We start from the raw sequence: 19,357 nt of genomic DNA on the forward strand, positions 1-19,357 counted from the left end.
ACTACTCGACATATCAGGACACTAAATGCAATCCGGTCGGCAAATTTTATTCCCAATACCGCAAAATCCCTAGACCATAAGACCGCTGCGCGGTCCGGCCGGGAACCATAACGAGAGACTAAGCGGAGGAACCTTTCTCACGTTATGGTTTTACAGGATTTTGCTATATTTCCTTAAAATTCGCCGGACTGCACATAGCGCGGCGTTGTGCGTCACTCTGAAAAAACTTCTGGACAATAATGAACTACCAAACATACGAACCACATTCTGACCTAAAACCACTTGTAGATTGCTATTGGACTTTGGAAGTTCCTGAACAGTCCGAACCGCAAAAACAACGAATTGTACCTGATGGCTGTATTGAAATGGCATTTATTCTTGGAAATGACATAAAACGTTACACCTCCGAAAATGAATTTATACTTCAACCACGTGCAATGGTGCTCGGACAAACAATTGAACCTTTTTATATTGAGCCAACAGGGCTTGTCAAAACATTTGCTGTCCGATTTTATCCTTATGGGTTTGCAAACTTTGTTTCTGAACCAATCAGCAATTTGGCAAATAAGGAAACACCAATAGTTCAACTTTTTGGAACAGAAAACGCAGATGATTTGGAGCAAAAGATAATCAAGGCGGAGAATACGGAACAACGAATAAGTATTATCGAAAAATTTCTTTTGGATAGGTTAAATGATGAAAAGACGATTAATATAATTGTAAAAAACACCGTTGATTCTCTTTTATTCACAAACGGAAGTGCCTCAATAAACTCGATTCTGAAAGACGATTTATCAAAGCGAAGACAGCTTGAAAGAAACTTCAAAAAGCAAATTGGAGTAAGTCCAAAGCAATTAGGAAAAGTAATTCGATTACAGACAGCTTTAAAAATGATACTCAACCAAAAGTCGGAAAACCTGACCAATATTGCGTACGAAAATGAATATTTTGACCAAGCCCACTTTATAAAAGACTTTAGAGAATTTACAGGAATAAACCCAAAAGAGTTTCTTACTAACGAAAACTTAACCCTTTCTGCTCTTTTTTATAAATAATTCAGTGTGTCGTATTTTTACAATTTCAAACGACTTTCTAGCACTATTTTTGTTCCGTCAACAAAGAACATAAAATGAAAGGAAAAATATTTATTACAATTTTGGCTTTAACCTTAGGCATTACTTCCTGCAAAAACAAAGGAACTTCTGCCATCAATTCAAATCCTAACACAGAAACAACAATCAAAAACGATAAAAATATGAACAGTTTTATATCAATATTTGAGATTCCAGCAACAGACATTTCAAGAGCGATTAACTTTTATAGAGAAATTTTAGGTGTCGAAATTGAAAAAATGGAATTCCCAGGAATGGAAATGGGCTTATTTCCCTACCAAGACCAAATGGTAACCGGAGTAATTATGAAAGGTGAAGGTTACGAACCTTCTGCCAGCGGAATTACAATATATCTGAATGGCGGAGATAACTTGCAAACAATTCTTGATAAAGTAGAAGGGAATGGTGGAAAAATAATTATCCCTAAAACACCTCACGCTGACGAAATTGGATTTTTTGCAATTTTCCACGACTCGGAAGGAAACAAAATCGGACTTCATTCGCCAAATTAAAAAAAGAGCGAACGCACAACAATGTATAAAAGCAATAGCGGTTCGGGTGCAAACTCGAATCGTTTTTGCGTTTAATTAAGTATATTACTTACCGAAAAGTAGATGCGTTTTAATCCGCTACTGCTCTTATACTAACCGATGATGTCGAATACGCCTGCGGCGTACTTTTGTTGCACTGCTAACGCAGCTACCGCACCAAAAGCGGGTCGACATCATCGCCGCGCTATGCCGGATCGCCAAAATCCGTAGGACAAGGGTCCCTTTTGCCAATATCGCCGCAACGGCTCCATTACTCGACATATCAATCGCTATATGCAATCCGGTTCGGCTAATTTTAATCCCAATACCGCAAAATCCCAAGGCTTCACGGCCTGCCAAGCAGGCCTGGCCGGGAACCATAACGAAAGACTAAGCGGAGGAACCTTTCTCTCGTTATGGTTTTACAGGATTTCGCTATATTTCCTTAAAATTAGCCGGACTGCACATAGCGCGGCGTTATGCACTAGTGAAAAAAAACACCGTATCTTTAAAAATTATTTTAGAATAACAAATTCTTGACAGTAGAACATAACATATCGCGATTAAAGCATTTGCTGAATTTATACAAAATTTCAGTTGAAGATTTTTTGGATTTAATCAGTAATGATTTAAAAAATAAAATCAAGACCTCCGACATATTTTCTGAAAGCATTAAAATCAATCACCTGAAACGCATTGATAAGGTTTTCAAAAAAGGACTTCACTACTATCTCGATCCAAAAGAACCTGAGACCTCCAAAGATGCTAGTATTTTTTTCAGAAAAGAGAAATTCAATTCAGATTTAAATATCGGAGCTAAGAAAGTTGTAAATCATTTTGAAGAATTTAAAATATCTCTTTCAGCCATCGCTCAATTAGCCGATTTAGATTTACAAAGGTCATTCCCGGTTTATAAAATTACTCATGACCCTAAAGTTGTCGCTCAAACTATCCGTAAACAGCTCTATCCTAGTTTTACTGGAAATCTTAAGGAGTTTTTAAAAGCCCTTATTTCAAAATTTGCTGAGAAGAATATTCTAGTTTTTGAGTTTGTAGAATATTGGAATCAAAAAGAAAAGGCAAACATTGATGGTTTCTTTTTGAATCCCAATGTTATCGTTTTAAAAAGACAACAAATATCCTTTCGCCGTGAGATTTTCACTCTAGCACACGAATTGGGTCACTTTCTATTAAACGAAGAAGAAATTGAAAAACTTGAAATTCAAAATCTAGCTAACGAAAATTTATCTTCAGTTGAAAAATGGTGTAATGACTTTGCCTTTCATTTTTTAGCTGGCGAATTTTCTACTGTATTAGATAACATCGATAAAGCTGATTCATCGAATGATTACCACCACGAGTTAATCGAAAAGATCTCTAAAGCAACCCATCTCAGTCAAATTGCAATTTTCACAAGATTACTTTTCCAAAATAAGATAACCAAGAGGGACTATTCAAATATTAAGGAAGGTTTTGAATCAGCATTCAGAGAAAGACAAAAGGAATTAGAAAAACAAAAAGCTTTAGATAAAGAACGTGGAATAGAAAAAAGAGGTTCTGCACCAAAACCAATTAAATCACCTTTACTTATTTCAACAATTCAAACAGCATTCTATGAAGGTATTTTGAACGAATACGAAGTATGCAAACGTCTTAACATTAAACCGGAAAAATTAGATAGTTATATACAATGATAGTACTAATTGACACGAGTTCCTTATTGTCCTTGGTACGTTATTATCTGCCATTTGACAAAAGTGGTATTTTATATAAGTTCATTAAAGAGAAAATCGAGAATAAAGAAATTCTAGTGATTGATAAGGTTTTTGAAGAGTGTAGATATACATCAAAAGGTTTAGTTTTGGAACGACTTGAATACCTAAGAAGCAAAAAGAACCACGAAAAAACTGATTTGATTTTACCGTCCAAAAAGTTCTTTAATCAACTAGAAAACAACTTCATTAATGGTTCTGCAAAGAATAAATTGACCTCTGTAGAATTTGAGAATAGAAAGGGTGAGTTTCTTGAATCTGCCGATGCCAAATTGATTCTTTACTGCCTACAAAATGACAATGAGAATATAACAATCGTTTCAGAGGAATCTGAATCCAACAACGATAATAAAGCTTTCAAAAAACTACCAAGTATCTGTAAATTTCTCGAGTTAGAAATAATCACGTTACCTGAATTGATTGAAAAGTACGAAGGTATAAATCTAACATTCGGGTAATCACCAGTGCATAACAATGGCTATAGCAAATAGGGCGTTAAGTCCCATTCCCATTGGCCCGGTCGTACTTGCTTACTCCGCCATATCTTTTGGATTCGGCATTTAAATACTAAAAAATAAATACGAACGCAAAAGATTCGGCTAAGGGCGAGGGCGGAATGGCCGGTGCTTGCCGACCCGCCCTACTTGCCATAGCCGAAGCCGTTATCTTCAATAGCTCAAAAAAAAATACATCATTATGAAAGAAGAGGAATTAAAAAGTAAAACTGTTAAGGAATTAAAATCCGAAATCAAAAAGCTTAAAGCAATTTCGGGAGCAGTATTAGGAATTTCCCTTGTTTTGGCAGCGGTTACTATTTACAACATGATAACTAAAGAAGACACATCGACGGACATGGCTTTGCTAGTTGTAGCAATTGCCTGTAGTGCAAGTATTCCTGTTCAATTTAGTTCGATTAAAAAAATCAAAACGGAATTAGCATCAAGAGAAGCGAATAGCTGAATTTAGCAACTTTAAGCATGGACTTCACTCCTATGCATTCGACATGTAAAGGGACTTTTTAGCTTGTTTTCGCAAATGGACTAAACTCCTATGCAACTGTTACGAGTGGAATTTTCACTGGAAAGGAGATTTAGATAGTTTGCGCAAATGGAACTTACTCGCACTCAACTGTTGCTATGGACTTCCAACTCGGGCGGAGAAAAAAAGAAATCGGAGTCGAAACCTGCTTACTCGAGCGTGTCGCTACAGAAGATAACAATGTATAAAATTAATGCGAGCGGAATTGCTAAATTGCAGCTCCGTGCGTGCTTTGTAACGGCGGATTTTCCGGTGGAAAATCCACGCGTACAAACCCCGCACTAATCTTATACGAGCCGTTGTGCTTAATGCTGAAAATTTGTTTCATTCGACAAAATTTCTTGCCAAAAAGTATATTTTTATTTACCTTTGCTCTTTGAATTCCAACCGAGAACCAAATGAAATGTTCACAGCTTTATCGGATTCTGACCAAAGACGGTTGGTATCCCGTTTCCCAAAAGGGTTCGCACGTAAAAATGAGACATGACAAGAAAAAGGGTATTATCATTTTCCCCAACCACGGGAGTCAGGAAATGGGCAAGGGACTGGAAAAGAAAATATTGAAGGACGCAGGAATTAAAAAATAAGGCAATGGCAAAAAAGAAAAAAATAACTATGACCGTGGAGAAAACGGACACCGGATTTTCCGCTTATTCGGACAAGGATTCGATTTATACTACTGGAAAGACCATTCCGGAACTGATAAACAACGCTTTTGAGGCGGCCGAACTATTTTTCGAGGGAGAGGACGTAAAACTGGAGCATAGCGATATCAAGTTTGAAATCGACCTGCAACAGTTCTTTAAGTACTACAAAGTACTGAACGCCAAATTTCTTGCCGAAAAAATCGGTATGAACGCAACATTGTTATCCCAATATGTTCGCGGACACAAAAAGCCGTCAGAAAAACAAACGGAAAAAATTCTTACTGGAATCCATCAAATCGGACAGGAACTTTCAGGAATAAACCTATTGCGCACGGCATAAGTTTGCGGAAAGCACTAAGCACAACAAGGGCTATAACAAATAGGGCAAAAAGTGCCGGATCCATTGGCTCGGGCGTGTTTGTGAAGTCCGCCAAATCCTTTGGATTTGGCATTTAAAATAAAAAAGATAAATACAAAACAAAAGGCTTTGGCTACGAGCGCATACGGAAACGAAAAGGTTTCCTTACCGCCCTACTTGCCATAGCCGGACCGATGATGTCGAATACGCCTGCGGCGTACTTTTGTTGCACTGCTAACGCAGCTACCGCACCAAAAGCGGGTCGACATCATCGCCGCGCTATGCCGGATCGCCAAATCCGTAGGATAAGGGACCTCTTTGCCATAATCGCCGCTACGGCTTAACTACTCGACATATCAGGACACTAAATGCAATCCGGTTCGGCCAATTTTATTCCCAATACCGCAAAATCCCTAGACCATTAGACCGCTGCGCGGTCCGGCCGGGAACCATAACGAGAGACTAAGCGGAGGAACCTTTCTCTCGTTATGGTTTTACAGGATTTTGCTATATTTCCTTAAAATTAGCCGGACTGCACATAGCGCGGCGTTGGCAACAACCCACAAACAAAAAAACTATGAAATCAATTTCACCTAATATTTTCGTTCAAGACATTGATGAAACGATTAAATTCTATGAAAAAATCGGATTTGAATTGACCACAACCGTTCCAGATGAAGGAGAAATCGTTTGGGCAATGATGACCAACGGTAAGGTAACGTTCATGTTCCAAACATTCGACAGCCTCAAAAATGAACTGCCCGAGATATCAAGAAACAACGGAGGTTCACTTTTGCTTTACATCGAAGTTGAGAACATCGAGAAATTATTCGACAGGCTAAAGGACGAGGTAGAAATTATAAAAGATTTGGAAAAAGCCTTCTATGGAGCTATGGAGTTTTCCATAAAAGACATAAATAATTATGTATTAACGTTCGCCGAAAATGAAAAGTAAATCGAACATACAACTTGAACTATCGGACAGGGAGCGAAAAAAATTGCGGTCGAACAAAATTAAAAAAACCGATATTTTAGAATTCGCTCCAGATGAATTACAAGAACTGTTGAACGTTCCCAAAAAGAGAGCCAAGGAAATTTATGCCCTGGCAGATTTTCAGCAAATACCGCCGATCGGAATTAAATTTGCAAAAGATTTGATTTACTTGGGGTATCACAAAGTCGAGGAACTGAAAGGAAAAAGCGGGGCAAAATTAACCGACGAATACGAAAAAAAGAAAGGCTTTCATACAGACCCCTGCGTAGAAGACCAATTTAGGCTGGCAGTAGATTTCGCCGAAAGCAGAAACTTCTCAAAAAACTGGTGGGACTTTACAAATGAGAGAAAAAAATATAGAAAGGAATTTGGCTACCCTAAAGACAGACCGAAGAAAAAATGGACGGAAGTTTGAACACCGGAACAGGGCAGTTGCCAACACCGTATATAAAACATAGGGCGAGTAAGAGTCAGGCCCATGGGCCATTGCGTGTCGGCGGGGTCGCCGAACCTTTTGATTTGGCAACTAAAGAGAAAAGATAGTCACAAAATGCAAAAGGTCCGGCTTGTGCGAGTCCGATTGGCAATCGCCCGTCCCCTGCCCTACGTTTCATATACAATCCCGATGATGTCGAATACGCCTGCGGCGTACTTTTGTTGCACTGCTAACGCAGCTACCGCACCAAAAGCGGGTCGACATCATCGCCGCGCTCTGTCAGATTGCTCAATCCCTAGGATAAGGGACCTTCTTGCCATAATCGCCGCTACGGCTTAACTACTCGACATATCAGGACACTAAATGCAATCCGGTCGGCAAATTTTATTCCCAATAACGCAAAATCCACAAGGATACGTCCGCTAGCGCGGACTCCTTGACGAACAATAAAGCGAATCTAAACGGATGACTATTATCCGATTCATTGTTGGGGGATTTTGCTATATTTCCTTAAAATTAGCCGGACTGCACATAGCGCGGCGTTGTAAAACATTTAAAAATAGTATATTCAATGGATTTTGATGACATTAAAAAAGAAATGAATAATCCGAATTTCAATATTGACCTGGGCGCTTTATTAATGCGAATCCATACAGGAAATTTAATGAATGGATACCATTTAAAAGCAATCTTAAAAAGACAAATTGAGATATTAGAAATCCAAAAAGGTAAAACCGGACAAGAACTTGATGATACGATATTGTCTGAAATAAAAAGACTGAATGACCAATTTTCAGAATGGTTAAAAGAGGATATAATTGACGATGTGAATGACTTTAACCCAGATAAGGAATCTTGAGAAATTATAAAATCACGTCCGAATTAATAGAAGAAGCCAAGAAAAACCCAAACGGATGGATTTACGTCTTGGACAAAGAATATGAGGGAAAAGAAGAAGTACCTCCCGAGTTTATCCAAGGTGCTTGGAAAGTGGACGGAAAAGGAGAAATCGAAGGAGATTTTATGCCGAATCCAAAATATCACGGAAATAAGTAGAACGAAAAAAAACGTTTTACAACAAAGCCTAAAATTCATTGCTTGCGGATTTCCTTAACGGAAATCACGCGCAAAAAGCTATCTTTAGGTTCGGCTGGATTGTCCTTCGGACGAATCACAGCAACGAACCTTAGCCCAACCGTTATCTTTAATGCTCAACATTCTTCAAGGTTTCCATATAATTCAACTTTTTGTTTTATCTTTGTTCAAAACGAAAAGAACACAGATTGAATGGAGAAAAAATTTGAAATAGTCTTTCTTCCACAGGCCAGTAAATTCATGTCAAAAGTCGACAAAAAGGCCAAAAAGAAAATCTATTACAATCTCGATAAGGCAAAACTAGGTCTCGACCCCAAACTTTTCAAGAAACTCCAAGGCGATATCTGGGAGTTCAGAACAAAATATCAGGGGCTTCAATATCGCCTCCTCGCATTTTGGGACAGAACCCAAAAAACCGAGACCCTGGTAATATCGACACACGGAATCGTGAAAAAAACCGACGGGGTGCCAAAGGCCGAAATCGAGAAAGCCGATAAAATCAGGAAAAGATATTTTGAGCAATAAATATAGAACCATGGCAACAAAAAGAAAAAAAATGAAAACGATGACACTCGATGAAATGAAAGATCGCGACATCGGAGCGATCGGGACCGAGGAACGTGACAATTACGAGTTCGACCTTAGAATGGAAGTTCTCGGTGAAATGATACGGTCGGTCAGAAAAGAAAGGAAATTGACACAAAAACAATTGGGGGAACTGATTGGTGTCCAGAAATCCCAAATTTCAAAACTGGAACGGAGTGCCAAGAACGTGACAATTGAAACAATCTCTAAAGTTTTCAATGCACTGAAAGCGAACATAAAATTCCGGGTCGAAATGAACGATTCCGATTTCAAACTGGCATAACGACGGGAAAGCACTAAAGATAACAACGTATAAACGCAATACGGGCCATATACAAGACCGATGAAGTCGAATACGCCTGCGGCGTACTTTTGTTGCACTGCTAACGCAGCTACCGCACCAAAAGCGGGTCGACATCATCGCCGCGCTCTGTCAGATTGCTCAATCCCTAGGATAAGGGACCTTCTTGCCATAATCGCCGCCAAGGCTTAACTACTCGGCATATCAGGACACTAAATGCAATCCGGTCGGCAGATTTTATTCCCAATACCGCAAAATCCCAAGGCTTCACGGCCTGCCAAGCAGGCCTGGCCGAGAACCACAACGGAAGAGTAAGCGGAGGAACCTTTCTCCCGTTATGGTTTTATAGGATTTTGCTATATTTCCGTGGAATTAGCCGGACTACACATAGCGCGGCGTTAGCAAATATTTACAAAAGAATGAAACAAACTTTACTATTGACTCTGCTCTTTTTAGCTTCAATCTCGGCTAAGGCTCAGAAAATCGAAATTGGAGGAGAGATTGGACTAAATTTCTCTCAAATGGAATATAACGGACGTACTTCTGACAGAACTGGGAATTTAGCAGCTTTGTTCATTGCCGATTTTTTAATATCTGATAACTTCTCACTCGCTGGAAAAATTGGTTACATAGGAAAAGGTGGTGGAGATAATCTTGATGAAAGTAATACGAACTTTGATGCGAATTTTGGTTATCTATCTCTTTACGTTTCACCTAGATTGTATTTCTTAAATAGAAATAAAATTCATCCATACTTTCACTTTAGTCCATCTTTATCTTATCTCTTAAGTGGAAATGTTAATGGAACGGATGTTAAGAATGATGCCGAGCAATTGGATTTCGCACTTCAAGGTGGCATTGGGCTAAAATTTGACTTAAGCCAAAACCTAATAATGGATTTGAACGCTGGATTTGAACAAGGGTTTAGTAGAGTGATTTCTGTTTTTCCAAACCAACTTCACAATCGTTCTTTTCCATATATCGGAGTTGGAATTCGTTACGTTATTGAATAAAAAAACATTTGTTAACACAACCTATAAACAATACGGGCTTCGGGCTTTTTCGAAGGGTTTGTGTATTTTTATAGAGTCCGCCAAATCTTTTTGATTTGGCTTTTAAAATGAAAAAATTAAAACAAAATAAAAAGTTTTGGTTGTGCAGGTTCGAAGGTTATCACTCTCCTACTCCTACACTATTACAGTAAAGATATTACCATCAATTAGAACAAACAACTATGAATATTGATATTATTGGAGCAGGAATAGGAGGATTAACTACTGCTATTGCTCTTGAACAAAAAGGAATTAAGACAAGAATCTTTGAACAGACAGAACAGATAAAACCAGTTGGAGCGGGAATTATTTTGGCTAATAATGCAATGCAAGTTTATGAAAAGTTAGGTTTACGAAAAGTAATTGAGGAGAATGGAAATCCAATTTCTTCAATGAATATTACCAAATCCAATTTAAAACCACTTTCTAAAATCGACTTAGCGTATTTTGAACAAAAACACAATACCAAAAACATTGCAATTCATAGAGGAACTTTACAAAAGATATTAATTGACAAATTAAAATTGACCAAAATTAATCTTGACCATAAACTCACTTCAATAGTTGAAAACACAAATGGATATTCGTTAGAATTTGAAAATGGTGAACGAATACAATCCTCAACGGTTTTGGGTGCTGATGGACTAAATTCAGTAGTTAGACAAAATTTATTCCCGAATAATAGCATCCGGAATGCCAATCAAATATGTTGGAGAGGAATTACGGAATATAAATTGTCAGCGAAATTTAAAAACGAATTAAACGAAGCTTGGGGAAAATCGGAACGTTTTGGTTTTGTTCAAATTGCAGAAAATAAAGTGTATTGGTATGCTTTAAAAACATTTAAAAAAGATAAGGATGTATTCTCTATCAATGATTTAGATAAATATTTTAGCAATTATGATTCAATAATTAAAAACATCATAAAGTCTACTAAAAATGAATATATACATACTGCCGAAATTTCAGATTTAAAACCTACAAACGTTTGGTTTAAAGAAAATGTGTGTTTAATAGGAGACTCTGCACACGCAACAACTCCAAATATGGGGCAAGGTGCTTGTCAGGCTATCGAAGATGCTTTTGTACTCTCAGAATGCATAGACAAATATGAAATCAACAAAGCATTTACAGAATATCAAAAATTAAGGTTACCAAAAGCACATCAAGTAGTTAAAGCAAGTTGGCTTGTTGGAAAAATGGCACATCTTAAAAACCCAATATTAATTGGTTTACGCAATCAAATGTTAAGATTAACGCCTACATCAATCAATAGAAAACAGAATGGACAAATTTTTCAATTAGCAGAAATATGATAACAGCACTATTATCTATTATACTACTAATCATTTTCATTTTTTTGGGTTCTATCCATTTTTATTGGCTTTTTGGCGGAAAATGGGGTCTAGAAAAAGCTTTACCTACAAAAGAAATTGGAACAAAAGCAATACAACCACCTAAAATAGCTACGGCAATAGTTGGTCTGGGTTTAATTTCATTCGGTTTATTTTATTTAGTAAAATCAGGATTTATTACTTTTCAAGTTCCAAATTGGATAATCGCCTACGGGAGTTGGATAATTCCTTCCATTTTTATTCTGCGAGCAATTGGAGACTTTAGATATGTTGGATTTTTCAAAAAGATAAAGAATACTGAATTTGCTAAAGCTGATTCAAAATGGTTTGCACCTTTATGTTTAACAATTGGAATATTTGGAATACTGATACTATTTATGAATAAATAACTGATGGTAATAATACTATTAATAAAGGCGAAATAGTAATGAAATCAAGACATTTAAATCGTATCAAACTTTATACTTAACGGAAATTTGAGTGTTTCGTAACCACCTACCGTTCTTATACAATATCGATGATGTCGAATTATTCTTTTGATTTTCATTGTTTTTATATAAATTCCTCGGTCGCCTGCGGCGTACTTTTGTTGCACTGCTAACACTGACTATGCAGACGAAAGTGCGTCGACATCATCGTAGCGCTATGCCAAATCGTCAAATCCGACAAAGGAATGTCCGCTCACGCGGACTCCTTGACGAACTATGACATGTGATTGTACGGAAGCCCGATTCACATATTATGGTTGAAAGGATTTTGCTATATTTCCTTAAAATTCAACGGACTGCACATATAGCGCGGCGTTAAGTGCAATTAGAAAAATGAATGATTTAATTAACAAAATAGAATCCAAGATTACTTTAAATGAGGTTGAAAAAAATCATATTCTTTCGATGGATACGCCTATTTTTCATAAAAAAAAAGAAATACTTATTAGGCAAGGTCAAATTGCAGAAAAACTATTTTATGTAAAAAATGGAGTTCTAAGAAGTTATTCAATATCAACTAAAGGAGATGATTTGACAGAAGAAATTATTAGTTCATCAAATCTCTTTACAGTCTTCGAAAGTTTTGGTGAAAATAAACCAAGTAAATTATTTGTTGAAACTGTAACAGATTGCGAATTAATTGAAATCCCTAAGAAAGAGTATTTAGCGCTGTTTAATAAAATAAAAGAATGGTTTATGTTTTGTAATCATATAAATGGTGAGTACTTAAAAAAGAGTTCTAATAGAATTTCCTCTCTTAAAAACTTGTCTGCTAAACATAGGTATGACAATTTTGTTTCTGAAAACCTCGAAATTGCAAAATTAGTCCCTATAAAACATTTAGCTTCTTATTTAGGGATTAAACCACAGTCTTTAAGTAGAATTAGAAAACACAGAATTTAGTAACATTTGTGATTTTTTATCCTTTCGACTGATAATATTTTTGTTCAAAAGCAAATAAATATGGACAAATTAGACTATCAGGAAATTAAAGAGAGAATAGCTAAGCTATCTGAATCAACACCAAGAAAGTTTGGAAAAATGACTGCACAGCACATTGTTGAACATTTAACTTTTAGCGTAATGTTTTCTAATGGAAAAATGCCTCAAGAATTAATAGTTTCAGAAGAAAGTGCCAAGGAAACAAAAGAATACTTTATAAAACATGATAATGATTTTGAGGCCGGTTTTAAAACACCAATGCTGGGTGAGGAACCACCAGAGTACTTTTTCAATAATTTAGAGGAGGCAAAAGACAATTTACTAGTTTCAATTGAGGATTTTCACAATTTCTTTAAAGAGAATCCAACTGAAAAACCAATCAACCCGATAATGGGATATTTGAATTACGAGGAATGGATTATTCTTCATAAAAAACATTTTAAGCATCATTTTCATCAATACGGAATATAAAAAAGAACATAACAAGGTATAAATGCAATAGCGGTTCGAGTGCAAACTCTAATCGTTATTACTTTTTTAAATATATTACTAAACGAAAAGTGTATGCGATTATTCCACAACTGCTCTTATACAAACCCAATGATGTCGAATTATTTATTTGATTTTCATTGTTTTTATAGGAATTCATCGGTCGCTCCAATCGGTCGCCTGTGGCGTATTTTTGTTGTCGTGCATAAAAAAACGTAAGAATGAACTTCGAATTAAGTAAATCAATAGAAATTTTAGAGAAAACCCTCAAGTTTTGGAAACTTTACTGAACGGTTTATCTAAAGAATGGATTGAAAACAACGAAGGTAAAAATACTTGGAGTCCATTTGATATTGTTGGGCATTTAGTTTTTGGTGAGAAAACAGACTGGATTGTAAGAGTAAAAACAATTTTAAGCGAATCTGAAAACAAACTTTTTGAACCATTTGACAGATTTGCCCAACTAACCGAAAATCAAGAAAAGACAATTAGAGAATTAATAAATGAATTTAAAGAATTAAGGAGGGAGAATCTGAACGAATTGAATTCACTAAATATTGAACCAAAAGATTTTAATCGAACAGGAATCCACCCAGAATTCGGAGAAGTGAATTTAAAGCAACTCATTTCGACTTGGGCAGTTCACGATTTAGGTCATTTAGGACAAATATCACGAGTAATGGCGAAACAATACAAAAACGAAGTTGGACCTTGGATCAACTATTTAGGAATTCTAAAAAGATAACGACACCTCAACTACGTATAAACGTAATATGGGCAGTCTGGGCGATTCCGAAAGGTTCGGGCATATTTACAAAAATCGCTAAATCCGTAGGATAAGGGATCCTTTTGCCAAGACCGCCGCCAAGGCTCCATTACTCGACATATCAATCGCTACCTGCCCGTCCGGCAGGCGGGTATGCAATACGGTCCGGCGAATTCCACTCCCAAGACCGCTAAAGCCTTGTCAAAATCAAATAGGTAGCTTATCTCTAAAAAAGTTGGTTTTAAAATAGTTAACAACCTGTTAATCAAGTTTAAAAATTTGGATTTCTGTCTTTATTGAGTATATTATAATTATGGTAAAAATTGAAAAAACAGAAAACAAAGAATTTTTAGAAAAGTCAATCCATCATTTAGAAGCTACCGGCTTTGAAAATATAAAGGCCGATATGGACGGATACGAAACCCCAAAATCGTATGTTAGAAAAGGAGCGGACGGTAAAATTACACCGGACATCGTCGCCATTAAAAATGGTAGAAAATACTTTTTTGACATCAGTCTAAAATCTCAAAAACCAAGATTGTTAAAAACAAAATGGTTGTTTTTAGATACGTTGAGCAGAATGAAATCCGACCGTTTCCGTATCATTACTACCCGTGGGCATTATAAGTTTACGGATATGATGTTAGAGGACATCAACTTGTCCAATAAAACTCCTATAAAAATATAAGAGTAATTGTTTATTAAGGTATTAAAAAGGGCGCCTGAGGCGCCCTTTTAGTTTTTTATCATTCCTATATGCGGTATACCATCTTCCAAATATTCCTCCCCAACAGATTCAAAACCCAATGATTTATAAAATTTTTGCAGATAGCACTGCGCAGATATTTTTATAGTAGTATAAGATAACTGATTTTCAACCGCTTTTATAGAGGCTATCATAATTTCTTTCCCAAAACCGAATTTTCTTTCTGTTGCGGCCACTACGACCCTACCGATACTGGCTTCTTTAAAATAATCTCCAGGACGAAAAATACGTGTATACGCGACAATCTTCCCTTCTTTTTTCCCTAAAACATGTAGCGCGGTTTTATCCTTGTCGTCCACATCTTGATAAACACAGTTCTGTTCTACTACGAACACTTCCGAACGCAAACGGAGTAGTTCATATAGTTCCGTTATGTTCAGTTCTGAAAATTGCTTTACTGTAATTGCCAACATTAATCTTGTACTATAACTTGTTTACTGTCACATTTACCAAATTCTGGTTGAATGTTCACATGGTTGATTCCGTATTTACGGAATACTTCTTCTTCAATCTCTTCTAAAATAGTGTCAAATTCCGATAATTTAATATCTTTTTCAAAATCGATATGGGCTTCCAAATGAACCTCGTCTTCGTTCAGCTGCCATATGTGCACATGATGTACATTCTTTATCAACGTTATTTCATTTATCGTCGCTACTATTTTTTTCACTTCAATGGTGTTCGGTGTAAAGAGCATAAGTACTCTTGTAGATTCTCGTAATAGGTCTATTCCCATGTACACCAAGTAAATTGCAATAGCCAAGGTCAATGCCGGATCTACCCAATATTGTTGGTAGAACTTCATCAACAACCCACCTACCAATACGGCAACGGAAGCCATCATATCCGTCAAAAGATGTAAGTAGGCAGATTTCATGTTCATGTTACTATCTGCGTCTTTCTTCAGCAATACAACACTAAAACCATTGGCCGCGATTCCTAAAAAAGAAAGCCAAATGACCAAATTGGATTCTATTTCTTGAGGTAAAACAAAGCGTTCAATAGCTTCTTTTATCAATATAATAGCAACAATAATCAAAGTAGCGGAATTAACGAACGCCGCAATAATTTCCGCTCTTTTATATCCAAATGTTTTATTGGTGGAAGCTTCTTTTCTTGAAAGTCTATTGGCAAAATAACTAACGATCAATGAAAGTACATCGCTAAAATTATGAAGCGCATCTGAAAGCAAGGCCAAACTGCCCGAAACAATACCACCAATGACCTGGGCAGCAGTAATAATAATATTCAGAAAGATAGAAATGACAAGATTCCTACCGGTTACTTTTGAGTGGGAATGGCCATGCGAATGGTGATGGTGTCCGTGGCCCATGTGCCTAAAATTTTATTTGCAGGGTATTTTCTCGATACGACGTTCGTGCCTACCTCCGGCAAATTCCGTATTCAAAAAGGTATTTACCATTTCGAGAGCTTGTGGTAAGGAAATATATCTGGCCGGGAGGCTCAAAATATTGGCATCATTATGTTCTCTTGCCAATTCCGTTATCTCTTTCGTCCAACACAATGCGGAACGTACTTTTTGATATTTGTTTGCGGTCATGTTTGCGCCATTTCCGCTACCGCAAATAATGATTCCTAAAGCTACTTTACCAGATTCTACATCTTGCGCTACCGGATGTACAAAATCAGGATAATCTACACTATCCGTTCCGTCCGTTCCGTAATTGGAGATTTCAAAATTTTTAGACTTCAAAAGACCTACGATTGCCAATTTATATTCCGTACCGGCATGGTCGTTACCAATAGCAATTTTCATAAAGTGTTGCTTTTTAATAGCATCATGCTCAATTCTTATTATTTGGGAAAATCATATTTGTAAATACAAAGGTACAATATCCTATAGTTCACCACAAAAAAGAACACTTTCACAACATTGATTGTGTAGCCATGATTTTGAATTGTTAATTAGTAGATTAAAAGAAAGTCTATTCACTTTAAAAATTGTTTGTAAAAAAGAGGTTTAAAATTTGTGATTTCGTATTGGTTTTTCAATCAGAAGTCAATTTGTATTTACCTAATTTTTCTTTTAGAACAAGTGAAATTCTTTTTCATTGAAATTACCTTCCAGTTAACATTAATTTTACAAAAACTTATTAAAAAAGAGTTGTTGAAAGTGGTTATCAACTACAAGGGATAAGTTTTTCAATTTTCTGATTATCAATATACTTTACTACTCATATAGTGTCAACAACTTCTGGTAAAGCGTAATGTCAAGTAAAATCAAAAGAAGTTATTACCACTATTAACACCCTATCATTACCATCATTTTTAATTTAAATTTTAAAAAGAAAAGGATGAATATGTAGTTATTGTTCATAACCTATTCAAATTATCACGAATTGAATCGTATGAACATCCCTACTAGATTATAATTCGTAATTTTCCCACAAATAAAATGATGAATGTCGAAAAGAAACAAGAAGGCGAGAAACCATAGAAAAAATGAAATCACAAAAGGAATTTTTACCGTATTGGAAAAAGATCCTGAAAAAAGCTTCAACTATAAACAAATAGCTGCTAAAATTGGAATTACCGATGCCAATGAACGAAACGTACTGATCAAACGATTGATACAATTAAAAGAAAAGAAAAGAATTAAGGAAGTAGAGCGAGGTAAGTATGGTGTAATAGCAGATACAAAATCCTATCATGAGGGTAGTGTGGATATTACGGGCAAAGGAAATGCGTACATTGTTATAGACGGTTTTGATGATGATGTATTTGTACCCTACAATAAATTAAATAAGGCTTTTCATAAGGATAAAGTACAAGTCTATGTACATCCTAGAAAAGGGAACAAGAAGCTAGAAGGAGAAATTGTCAAAGTACTGGAAAGAAACAAGACCTCTTTTGTAGGGGTTGTAGACATGCAAAAGACATTTGCCTTTGTTAGGGCAAGTGATTTTAGAATGTATACAGATATCTTCATCTCCCAAGAGAAATTGGGTAAAGCCAAAGATGGGGACAAAGTTGTCGTAGAGCTATTGGAATGGCCGGATAATGTGGACTCCCCTTACGGAAAAGTGATTGAGGTACTTGGAAAACCAGGAGAGCACAACACAGAGATACATTCTATTTTGGCGGAGTATGGTCTTCCGTATGAATTTCCGGTAGAGGTACAACAGTTTGCGGACAAATTGGATACCACCATCAAAAGAGAAGAAATCGCCAAAAGAAGGGATATGCGAAATGTATTGACCTTTACCATAGATCCTAAAGATGCCAAGGATTTTGATGATGCGCTTTCCTTTGAAATTTTGGAGAATGGAAATTATCAAATTGGGGTCCATATCGCAGATGTTTCCCATTACCTAAAAGAAGATACTATTTTAGATGATGAAGCATATGAAAGGGCAACATCCGTTTATCTTGTTGACAGGGTGGTACCCATGCTACCGGAAGTACTTTCAAACAATGCATGTTCCTTACGTCCCAACGAAGAGAAATATACTTTTTCTGCTGTATTTGAATTGAACGATAAAGCCGAGTTGAAAAACCAATGGTTCGGGAGAACGGTAATCAACTCAAATGAACGTTTTGCCTATGAGGAAGCACAGTATATCATTGAACACAAGAATGGTAAAATCCCTAATGATATTTCTATAAGAAATAAGGGTTATATTGTTACGGATGAAGTTGTGACTGCTACGTTGACCATGGACAAACTTGCGAAAATAATGCGGTCCAAAAGAATGGATCATGGCGCAATTTCTTTTGATAAGGTCGAAGTTAGATTCCAATTGAACGAAAAGAACGAACCAACAACAGTCTATTTTAAGGAATCAAAAGATGCCAATAAATTGATTGAAGAGTTCATGTTGTTGGCCAATAGAAAAGTTGCCGAGTTCATTGGGAAACAAAAACCCGTGAAGACTTTTGTCTATAGGGTGCATGATGACCCGGACGAAGATAAATTAATGGCCCTGAACGGAATCATATCTCGGTTTGGGCATAAACTTAATTTTAAGGATAAAAAGACGATAAGTGCCTCGTTGAACCAATTGTTGGAAGATGTAAAAGGTAAAAAAGAACAAAATTTAGTAGACACCTTGGCCATACGCAGTATGAGCAAAGCAGTGTATACCGTTGATAATATTGGTCATTACGGTTTGGCTTTTGATTATTATACACATTTTACATCGCCCATTAGACGTTATCCAGATGTAATGGTGCACAGGCTCCTACAGCACTATTTAAATAAAGGCAAATCACCAAAAGCGGAAATATATGAGGAAAAATGTAAACATTCCTCTAATATGGAAGGTTTAGCGGCAAGTGCGGAGCGGGATTCCATTAAGTATATGCAGATAAAATTCATGCAAGATCATCAGGATCAAGAATTTTTGGGTGTTATCAGTGGCGTAACGGAATGGGGAGTTTATGTAGAAATTATTGAGAACAAATGTGAGGGAATGGTGCGTATCAGAGACATAAAGGGAGATTATTATATCTTTGACGAGAAGGAATATGCCATTGTAGGCGAGCGCACCAAAAAGAAATATCAATTAGGGGACGAAGTTTACGTAATGGTGAAGAATACGGATTTAATAAAACGACATTTGGATTTTTCCCTAATAGGAAAGAAGTAGCTGTTATTTTGGAACGGATTT

25 protein-coding genes are annotated in these 19,357 nt (G+C 36.4%); 22 read left to right on the forward strand and 3 right to left on the reverse strand.

The window, feature by feature from the left end; genetic code table 11:
- Window positions 1-239 precede the first annotated feature (239 nt).
- From ACKWBX_RS00110 to ACKWBX_RS00210, 21 genes are all read left to right on the forward strand, one after another.
- On the forward strand, window positions 240-1,055 hold the full coding sequence (locus ACKWBX_RS00110) for an AraC family transcriptional regulator (protein WP_413966603.1): 816 nt from the start codon (window positions 240-242) through the stop codon (window positions 1,053-1,055).
- Window positions 1,056-1,129: 74 nt separating this feature from the next.
- Entirely contained in the window at window positions 1,130-1,624 is a 495-nt protein-coding gene (locus ACKWBX_RS00115; protein ID WP_413966604.1) for a VOC family protein, read from the forward strand.
- A gap of 554 nt (window positions 1,625-2,178) precedes the next feature.
- On the forward strand, window positions 2,179-3,336 hold the full coding sequence (locus ACKWBX_RS00120; RefSeq protein ID WP_413966605.1) for an ImmA/IrrE family metallo-endopeptidase: 1,158 nt from the start codon (window positions 2,179-2,181) through the stop codon (window positions 3,334-3,336).
- A complete protein-coding gene (locus ACKWBX_RS00125) occupies window positions 3,333-3,872 on the forward strand; it encodes a DUF4411 family protein (protein ID WP_413966606.1) in 540 nt (179 codons plus the stop codon). The genes ACKWBX_RS00120 and ACKWBX_RS00125 overlap by 4 nt, the downstream gene beginning before the upstream one ends.
- Before the next feature lie 238 nt (window positions 3,873-4,110).
- Window positions 4,111-4,374 carry a hypothetical protein gene (locus ACKWBX_RS00130; protein WP_413966607.1) on the forward strand — a complete coding sequence of 88 codons (264 nt, stop codon included), beginning with the start codon at window positions 4,111-4,113 and terminating at the stop codon, window positions 4,372-4,374.
- 476 nt (window positions 4,375-4,850) lie between these two features.
- A complete protein-coding gene (locus ACKWBX_RS00135) occupies window positions 4,851-5,039 on the forward strand; it encodes a type II toxin-antitoxin system HicA family toxin (protein WP_413966608.1) in 189 nt (62 codons plus the stop codon).
- A 4-nt stretch (window positions 5,040-5,043) separates the two neighbouring features.
- Window positions 5,044-5,439, forward strand: a complete 396-nt coding sequence (locus tag ACKWBX_RS00140; protein WP_413966609.1) for an XRE family transcriptional regulator — start codon at window positions 5,044-5,046, stop codon at window positions 5,437-5,439.
- A 595-nt stretch (window positions 5,440-6,034) separates the two neighbouring features.
- A complete protein-coding gene (locus tag ACKWBX_RS00145) occupies window positions 6,035-6,412 on the forward strand; it encodes a VOC family protein (RefSeq protein WP_413966610.1) in 378 nt (125 codons plus the stop codon).
- Window positions 6,402-6,866: a helix-hairpin-helix domain-containing protein gene (locus tag ACKWBX_RS00150; protein WP_413966611.1), complete on the forward strand. Its 465-nt coding sequence runs from the start codon at window positions 6,402-6,404 to the stop codon at window positions 6,864-6,866. The genes ACKWBX_RS00145 and ACKWBX_RS00150 overlap by 11 nt, the downstream gene beginning before the upstream one ends.
- Window positions 6,851-6,994, forward strand: a complete 144-nt coding sequence (locus tag ACKWBX_RS00155) for a hypothetical protein (RefSeq protein WP_413966612.1) — start codon at window positions 6,851-6,853, stop codon at window positions 6,992-6,994. The genes ACKWBX_RS00150 and ACKWBX_RS00155 overlap by 16 nt, the downstream gene beginning before the upstream one ends.
- A 464-nt stretch (window positions 6,995-7,458) precedes the next feature.
- Entirely contained in the window at window positions 7,459-7,746 is a 288-nt protein-coding gene (locus tag ACKWBX_RS00160) for a hypothetical protein (RefSeq protein WP_413966613.1), read from the forward strand.
- The gene (locus ACKWBX_RS00165; protein WP_413966614.1) at window positions 7,743-7,943 is read left to right on the forward strand and encodes a hypothetical protein; all 201 of its coding nucleotides are present in this window, start codon (window positions 7,743-7,745) and stop codon (window positions 7,941-7,943) included. Before ACKWBX_RS00160 ends, ACKWBX_RS00165 begins: the two co-directional genes overlap by 4 nt.
- Before the next feature lie 231 nt (window positions 7,944-8,174).
- The gene (locus tag ACKWBX_RS00170; RefSeq protein ID WP_413966615.1) at window positions 8,175-8,507 is read left to right on the forward strand and encodes a type II toxin-antitoxin system RelE/ParE family toxin; all 333 of its coding nucleotides are present in this window, start codon (window positions 8,175-8,177) and stop codon (window positions 8,505-8,507) included.
- Window positions 8,508-8,538: 31 nt separating this feature from the next.
- Entirely contained in the window at window positions 8,539-8,850 is a 312-nt protein-coding gene (locus ACKWBX_RS00175) for a helix-turn-helix domain-containing protein (RefSeq protein ID WP_462043765.1), read from the forward strand.
- 437 nt (window positions 8,851-9,287) lie between these two features.
- Complete coding sequence (locus ACKWBX_RS00180) at window positions 9,288-9,881, forward strand: outer membrane beta-barrel protein (protein ID WP_413966617.1); 594 nt, start codon at window positions 9,288-9,290, stop codon at window positions 9,879-9,881.
- Window positions 9,882-10,102: 221 nt separating this feature from the next.
- The gene (locus ACKWBX_RS00185; RefSeq protein WP_413966618.1) at window positions 10,103-11,236 is read left to right on the forward strand and encodes an FAD-dependent monooxygenase; all 1,134 of its coding nucleotides are present in this window, start codon (window positions 10,103-10,105) and stop codon (window positions 11,234-11,236) included.
- Window positions 11,233-11,664, forward strand: coding sequence for a DUF3995 domain-containing protein (locus ACKWBX_RS00190; RefSeq protein ID WP_413966619.1), 432 nt, complete (start codon window positions 11,233-11,235; stop codon window positions 11,662-11,664). The genes ACKWBX_RS00185 and ACKWBX_RS00190 overlap by 4 nt, the downstream gene beginning before the upstream one ends.
- A gap of 432 nt (window positions 11,665-12,096) precedes the next feature.
- Window positions 12,097-12,666 (forward strand): Crp/Fnr family transcriptional regulator, encoded by a 570-nt coding sequence (locus ACKWBX_RS00195; RefSeq protein WP_413966620.1) that lies wholly within the window; start codon window positions 12,097-12,099, stop codon window positions 12,664-12,666.
- A gap of 60 nt (window positions 12,667-12,726) precedes the next feature.
- Entirely contained in the window at window positions 12,727-13,176 is a 450-nt protein-coding gene (locus ACKWBX_RS00200; protein WP_413966621.1) for a hypothetical protein, read from the forward strand.
- A gap of 292 nt (window positions 13,177-13,468) precedes the next feature.
- Window positions 13,469-13,939, forward strand: a complete 471-nt coding sequence (locus ACKWBX_RS00205) for a DinB family protein (RefSeq protein ID WP_413966622.1) — start codon at window positions 13,469-13,471, stop codon at window positions 13,937-13,939.
- A gap of 334 nt (window positions 13,940-14,273) precedes the next feature.
- Window positions 14,274-14,648, forward strand: coding sequence for a hypothetical protein (locus ACKWBX_RS00210; RefSeq protein ID WP_413966623.1), 375 nt, complete (start codon window positions 14,274-14,276; stop codon window positions 14,646-14,648).
- A gap of 47 nt (window positions 14,649-14,695) precedes the next feature.
- Here ACKWBX_RS00210 and ACKWBX_RS00215 read toward each other — a convergent pair whose 3' ends face one another.
- Genes ACKWBX_RS00215 through ACKWBX_RS00225 form a run of 3 tightly spaced genes read right to left on the reverse strand, consistent with a single transcriptional unit; the run spans window position 14,696 to window position 16,503 of the window.
- Window positions 14,696-15,139 carry a GNAT family N-acetyltransferase gene (locus tag ACKWBX_RS00215; RefSeq protein ID WP_413966624.1) on the reverse strand — a complete coding sequence of 148 codons (444 nt, stop codon included), beginning with the start codon at window positions 15,137-15,139 and terminating at the stop codon, window positions 14,696-14,698.
- Window positions 15,139-16,059, reverse strand: a complete 921-nt coding sequence (locus tag ACKWBX_RS00220) for a cation diffusion facilitator family transporter (RefSeq protein ID WP_413966625.1) — start codon at window positions 16,057-16,059, stop codon at window positions 15,139-15,141. Before ACKWBX_RS00220 ends, ACKWBX_RS00215 begins: the two co-directional genes overlap by 1 nt.
- Before the next feature lie 12 nt (window positions 16,060-16,071).
- On the reverse strand, window positions 16,072-16,503 hold the full coding sequence (locus ACKWBX_RS00225) for an RpiB/LacA/LacB family sugar-phosphate isomerase (protein ID WP_413966626.1): 432 nt from the start codon (window positions 16,501-16,503) through the stop codon (window positions 16,072-16,074).
- Between the two features lie 646 nt (window positions 16,504-17,149).
- On the opposite strand from ACKWBX_RS00225, the gene rnr reads away from it, so the two are divergent.
- Complete coding sequence (rnr, locus tag ACKWBX_RS00230) at window positions 17,150-19,336, forward strand: ribonuclease R (RefSeq protein WP_413966627.1); 2,187 nt, start codon at window positions 17,150-17,152, stop codon at window positions 19,334-19,336.
- The last annotated feature ends 21 nt before the right edge of the window (window positions 19,337-19,357 follow it).

This window comes from Maribacter algae (genome assembly GCF_047345745.1).
GTDB lineage: Bacteria > Bacteroidota > Bacteroidia > Flavobacteriales > Flavobacteriaceae > Maribacter.

Bases quoted from the DNA above. Each gene is read 5' to 3' on its own strand.
- ACKWBX_RS00110 (WP_413966603.1), top strand. From the start codon at position 240: ATGAACTACCAAACATACGAACCACATTCTGACCTAAAACCACTTGTA.
- ACKWBX_RS00115 (WP_413966604.1), top strand. From the start codon at position 1,130: ATGAAAGGAAAAATATTTATTACAATTTTGGCTTTAACCTTAGGCATT.
- ACKWBX_RS00125 (WP_413966606.1), top strand. From the start codon at position 3,333: ATGATAGTACTAATTGACACGAGTTCCTTATTGTCCTTGGTACGTTAT.
- ACKWBX_RS00130 (WP_413966607.1), top strand. From the start codon at position 4,111: ATGAAAGAAGAGGAATTAAAAAGTAAAACTGTTAAGGAATTAAAATCC.
- ACKWBX_RS00135 (WP_413966608.1), top strand. From the start codon at position 4,851: ATGAAATGTTCACAGCTTTATCGGATTCTGACCAAAGACGGTTGGTAT.
- ACKWBX_RS00140 (WP_413966609.1), top strand. From the start codon at position 5,044: ATGGCAAAAAAGAAAAAAATAACTATGACCGTGGAGAAAACGGACACC.
- ACKWBX_RS00145 (WP_413966610.1), top strand. From the start codon at position 6,035: ATGAAATCAATTTCACCTAATATTTTCGTTCAAGACATTGATGAAACG.
- ACKWBX_RS00150 (WP_413966611.1), top strand. From the start codon at position 6,402: ATGAAAAGTAAATCGAACATACAACTTGAACTATCGGACAGGGAGCGA.
- ACKWBX_RS00155 (WP_413966612.1), top strand. From the start codon at position 6,851: ATGGACGGAAGTTTGAACACCGGAACAGGGCAGTTGCCAACACCGTAT.
- ACKWBX_RS00160 (WP_413966613.1), top strand. From the start codon at position 7,459: ATGGATTTTGATGACATTAAAAAAGAAATGAATAATCCGAATTTCAAT.
- ACKWBX_RS00170 (WP_413966615.1), top strand. From the start codon at position 8,175: ATGGAGAAAAAATTTGAAATAGTCTTTCTTCCACAGGCCAGTAAATTC.
- ACKWBX_RS00175 (WP_462043765.1), top strand. From the start codon at position 8,539: ATGAAAACGATGACACTCGATGAAATGAAAGATCGCGACATCGGAGCG.
- ACKWBX_RS00180 (WP_413966617.1), top strand. From the start codon at position 9,288: ATGAAACAAACTTTACTATTGACTCTGCTCTTTTTAGCTTCAATCTCG.
- ACKWBX_RS00185 (WP_413966618.1), top strand. From the start codon at position 10,103: ATGAATATTGATATTATTGGAGCAGGAATAGGAGGATTAACTACTGCT.
- ACKWBX_RS00190 (WP_413966619.1), top strand. From the start codon at position 11,233: ATGATAACAGCACTATTATCTATTATACTACTAATCATTTTCATTTTT.
- ACKWBX_RS00195 (WP_413966620.1), top strand. From the start codon at position 12,097: ATGAATGATTTAATTAACAAAATAGAATCCAAGATTACTTTAAATGAG.
- ACKWBX_RS00200 (WP_413966621.1), top strand. From the start codon at position 12,727: ATGGACAAATTAGACTATCAGGAAATTAAAGAGAGAATAGCTAAGCTA.
- ACKWBX_RS00210 (WP_413966623.1), top strand. From the start codon at position 14,274: ATGGTAAAAATTGAAAAAACAGAAAACAAAGAATTTTTAGAAAAGTCA.
- ACKWBX_RS00215 (WP_413966624.1), bottom strand. From the start codon at position 15,139: ATGTTGGCAATTACAGTAAAGCAATTTTCAGAACTGAACATAACGGAA.
- ACKWBX_RS00220 (WP_413966625.1), bottom strand. From the start codon at position 16,059: ATGGGCCACGGACACCATCACCATTCGCATGGCCATTCCCACTCAAAA.
- ACKWBX_RS00225 (WP_413966626.1), bottom strand. From the start codon at position 16,503: ATGAAAATTGCTATTGGTAACGACCATGCCGGTACGGAATATAAATTG.
- rnr (WP_413966627.1), top strand. From the start codon at position 17,150: ATGTCGAAAAGAAACAAGAAGGCGAGAAACCATAGAAAAAATGAAATC.